Genomic DNA, 292 nt, shown 5'->3' with positions numbered 1-292 from the left:
GACGCGGCGCCGCGCGACGAACGGGCGGCCCGGATCCTCCGATGGGGCCGCGCCACCCGCGTCCCCGGCTCCGCGGACCTGACCCCGGCGCCGTTCGCCCGCGCCGACCTCGCCTCCCACATCGGCACCGCGCTGACCTTCCACTTCATCAACCGGATCGTGTCCGCGCTGCTCACCGAGAACCTGCTGCCCGCGGGCGCCCAGCGCTGGCAGGCCGTCCGCTCGCTGGCCGGCCGCAGCGTCTCCCGCGTCGTGCGCGCCGCACACCCGCCCGGCACCTCGCTCGCCCTGC

At 78.1% G+C, this 292-nt stretch carries 1 pseudogene; it reads left to right on the top strand.

Annotated elements, in window-relative coordinates:
* Positions 1-292 (top strand): annotated as a pseudogene (locus tag G3I40_RS17595) (DNA-binding protein); the annotation flags it as partial.

The organism is Streptomyces sp. SID14478 (genome assembly GCF_010548525.1).
Taxonomy (GTDB): Bacteria; Actinomycetota; Actinomycetes; order Streptomycetales; family Streptomycetaceae; genus Streptomyces.
Note: the sequence above shows the minus strand (reverse complement) of the source record. Positions and strands in the feature narration are given on the sequence as shown.